Here is a 3,843-nt window from a genome sequence, read left to right on the forward strand (position 1 = left end):
CGAGGAGCGGTCGATGGGCTCCCTTAACTTCCTGTTCCTCCCCCTCCTCAGAGCAAGGCTGCGACCACACTGACACGCTCACCAAGCACCTCACACACGACGTATCAGGGCCTCACACGGCCAAGCCGGTGCCGATCCTAAGGCAACGTTTGCGGACACGGTGCGGACATAGGCCTCACATCAACAGAAAGAGGCCGCCTCCCGGAACTCCGGGAAACGGCCTCTGACCTGCTGTTTTACTATTTGTAGCGGGGGCAGGATTTGAACCTGCGACCTCTGGGTTATGAGCCCAGCGAGCTACCGAACTGCTCCACCCCGCGTCGGTGTGTTCACAACCTTACGGGATGGACGGCGACGACCTCAAATCGGGGTCAGCCAGACTTGCCCGCGAGCTGGACCGCCTGCGTGATGAGGTCGCGGCCCTGCTCCATCAGCCGCGCCCAACCGACCGAGTTGCCGTTGCTCTGGGCACGATCCGCGGCCGCGAACTTGTCCTCGGCCTTCGCCAGGAGTGCGCGGATCTGGTCGTCGACGGTGCCCGCCGGCGTCGGATCGGGCTTGCCGCCACCCGGGTCCGGCTCGGGTTCGGGCGTCGGCGTCGGCTCGGTCGCCGACACGCCGAGCACATCGGCGATCGCCTCCCGCAACGTCGTACCGATGCCGATCTTGTCGCCGTAGGAGACCAGCACGAACCGCAGGATCGGGAAGCTCGACTCGGTACCCGACCGTTTCGCATACAGGGGCTGGACATACATCAGCCCGTCGCCCACCGGCAGGGTGAGCAGGTTGCCGTAGACCGGGGTCACGTTGCCCTGGCTGAACGAGAACACCTCCCCGCGCACGTCCTCGTCCGAGCTGATCTCGTTGGCGATCAGCCCTGGGCCGTCGGTGAGCTCGTTGGGCAGCTCGAGCACGGAGATCTTGCCGTAGGTCTCGCTGGTCGCGTCGCTGTCGACGGTGACGAAGGAGGCGAGGTTCTGCCTCTTGTACGGCACGTAGACCGACGTCAGCGAGTAGTTGGCCTGGTCGTCGACGCCGTCGGTGAACAGGCGGTACGGCGGCTGCAGCTGGTCCTCGGCCTGCGGGTCCTTGGGGACCTCCCACCGGTTGTTGTCCTCATACCAGTCCTTCGCGTCCGTGACGTGGTAGCGGGCGAACTGGTAGCGCTGCACCTTGAACAGGTCGTCGGGATAGCGCAGGTGCTCCATCAGCGCGTCCGGAATGTCGGCCTTCGGCTGCACGACGTCGGGGAAGACCTCGCTCCACGCCTTGAGGATCGGGTCCTCCTCGTCCCAGGCGTAGATCGTGACGGTGCCGTCGTAGGCGTCGACAGTCGCCTTGACCGCGTTGCGCATGTAGTTGATCTCGTCGGTCGGCAGGGTCTGGAAGCCCGTGTCCTGGGTCAGCGAGTCGTCGGTCATGGTCTCCAACGACTCGCGCTGCGAGAGCGGAAAGCGGTCGGTGACGGTGTAGCCGTCGAGGATCCACTGGATGTGACCGTCGATGACCGCGGGATACGGGTCGGAGTCGACGGTCAGCCACGGCGCGACCTTCTCCACCATCGTGCGCGGGTCGCGGTCGTAGAGGATCTTGCTGTTGTCGTACACCCGACCGGAGAGCACGAGGTTGGCCTCGCCGAACTTCAGGGCGTAGATCATCTTGTTGAAGAGCCCGCCGATCGGTACGCCACCGTCGCCGTCATACGTGGTGCTCTGGTTCTCGTCGTCGCGCTCGCCCTTGGGCAGGTCGAGCTCGACGTCGCTGCCGCCCTCGGGCTTGCCGACGATGGAGTAGGACGGGCTTCGCTCGCCGTAGTAGACGCGCGACTCGTAGCCGCCGTCCTTGAGGTTCGTCAGCGCCGACTCGTTGCTCTCCTGACCCTCGGCCCACTGGATGCTGGCCGACTGGCGCTCGTCGTCCTCCGGACGCTGGTTGGCGTACGCCGCAATCACGCCGTTCCCGTGGGTGTAGACCGTGTGCAGGTTCGACCAGTTGCGCGCGTCCGAGCCCAGCCCGGACTGCTCGAGCTCGCGGACGCCGAGCACGAGCGCCCGCTCCTTGCCGGCGATCTCGTAGCGGTCGACGTCGAGGACGTCACTGACCGAGTAGTAGGCCCGCACCTGCTGCTGCGTCTCGAACGTGGGGCTGACGACCTTGGGGTCGAGGAGCGGGACCGAGGACGTGATCGCGTCGAGGGCCTCGAGGTCGCCCCCGCTGGTGTTCGGCGCCCTGGTGTACGGCGCCACCTCGATCTCGTCCAGGTCGTAGGCCGCCCTCGTCGCCTCGATGTTGGCGGCGATGTATTTCCCCTCCTTGTCGGGGACGTTGGGGCTGACCTGGAACTGCTGAACCACGCCCGGCACGATCAGCCCGAGCAGCACGGCCGAGAGGGCGAGCAGCGCGATCCCCATCGAGGGCAGCAGCCACGTGCGGCGCCAGATGTTGAGGAAGAACAGCACGGCACAGATCAGTGCGATCCCGGTGAGGATCTCCTTCGCCGGCAGCACGGCCTGCTCATCGGTGTAGCCCATGCCGGTGAACAGCGAGCCCGAGCCGGTGACGAGGTCGAAGCGGTCGAGCCAGTAGTCGGCTCCCTTCGCGAGCACGAAGACCCCGAGCAGCGCAGAGAGGTGCACCTGGGCAGCACCACTGAGCCGGTCCCGGGCGACGGACAGCCGGATGCCGCCGTACAGGTAGTGCACCAGCGCCGCGGCCAACAGCCCGATCACCGCGACCGCCATGACGAAGTCGGTGAGGTAGTGCCACCAGGGCAGCTCGAAGACGTAGAACCCGGCATCCCGGTTGAAGTAGGGGTCGGTGTGACCGAACGGCGAGGAGTGGCGCCACAGTGAGTACTCACGCCACTGGCCGGCTGCGGACGCGCCGGCGAAGATGCCCATCAGGGTCGAGATGCCGCCGAGCAGCCAGCCCATCACCGGCGTGACGGCTTCGCGGTAGCGCGCGAGGTTGGCGTCGCCGCTGTTGATCAGGAGCGGTCGGGCGCGGTAGGCCAACGCGAGGTTGAGCGCCACCGCGGCCGCCATCACCGCGCCGAAGACGAGGAAGAGTCCGATCCGGGTCCAGAGCAACGTCTGGAACACGGACCCGAAGCCCGCGGCCCTGAACCACAGTCGCTCGGTCCAGAAGGACGCGAAGCCGGTCAGTCCGAGGAACAGCACGACGAGTACGACGGCGGTGATGATCAGCGTGCGCGAACGGCCCGACCGACCCGGTGGCGGGGATTGCGGCTGACGCTCCGACTCAGCATCGAACATTCCGCTCACAACTCCTCCAGGGTGCTTCGCAGCAGTTCGAGCAGTCCGGGGACGAGCTCGGTGCCGTCGACGACCGACTGGCCGTCGTCATGGGCTCGCAGACGGAGCGCGCAGTACGTCGCACCAGCGCGCGTGGCACCGGCGACGATCCGCACCTCCTGCCGCAACGGGTGCTCGCGTGCGAACTCCTCCGCCGCTGCCGGGTCCTCCGGGATCTCGTCGTCGACGCCGGGTGGCAGCACGAGGCGCTCCACCACCGCGGCGCACCCGGTCACCTCGGGCGGCCAGACGATCGTCTCGAGGATCACCTCCAGCGGCCGGTCGGGCAGCGCGTCCTGCTCGACCGGCGTGAAGGATCCGTCCGCCGCCGCGGAGTCGAGCCCCATCTGCGATGCGAGTGTCGGCTCCTGGGCGACGATGCGCGCCGTGTCGACCAGGGCATAGAGCCGAGCCGGCTGGTCCCAGCCGGCCTCAGCGATGTGGGACTCGATCTCGAGGACCGCCGCCGCCAGAGCCGGGTCTTGCGGGAGGGAGATCTCGGTCATGAATTGTCCTCACAGGTCGGCAG

Annotated in this window: 2 protein-coding genes and 1 tRNA gene; all 3 read right to left on the bottom strand. The window is 67.2% G+C overall.

All coding sequences use genetic code 11. The features are described from left to right. Positions 1–246 precede the first annotated feature (246 nt). Positions 247–320 (bottom strand) — tRNA-Met (locus RMO85_RS02690). A 51-nt stretch (positions 321–371) separates the two neighbouring features. After that, a complete protein-coding gene (locus RMO85_RS02695) occupies positions 372–3,275 on the bottom strand; it encodes a UPF0182 family protein (protein WP_310526317.1) in 2,904 nt (967 codons plus the stop codon). 5 nt (positions 3,276–3,280) lie between these two features. Beyond that, positions 3,281–3,820 (bottom strand): PPA1309 family protein, encoded by a 540-nt coding sequence (locus RMO85_RS02700; RefSeq protein WP_310526319.1) that lies wholly within the window; start codon positions 3,818–3,820, stop codon positions 3,281–3,283. Between the last annotated feature and the right edge of the window lie 23 nt (positions 3,821–3,843).

This window comes from Nocardioides sp. (genome assembly GCF_031422975.1).
Classification (GTDB): Bacteria; Actinomycetota; Actinomycetes; order Propionibacteriales; family Nocardioidaceae; genus Nocardioides.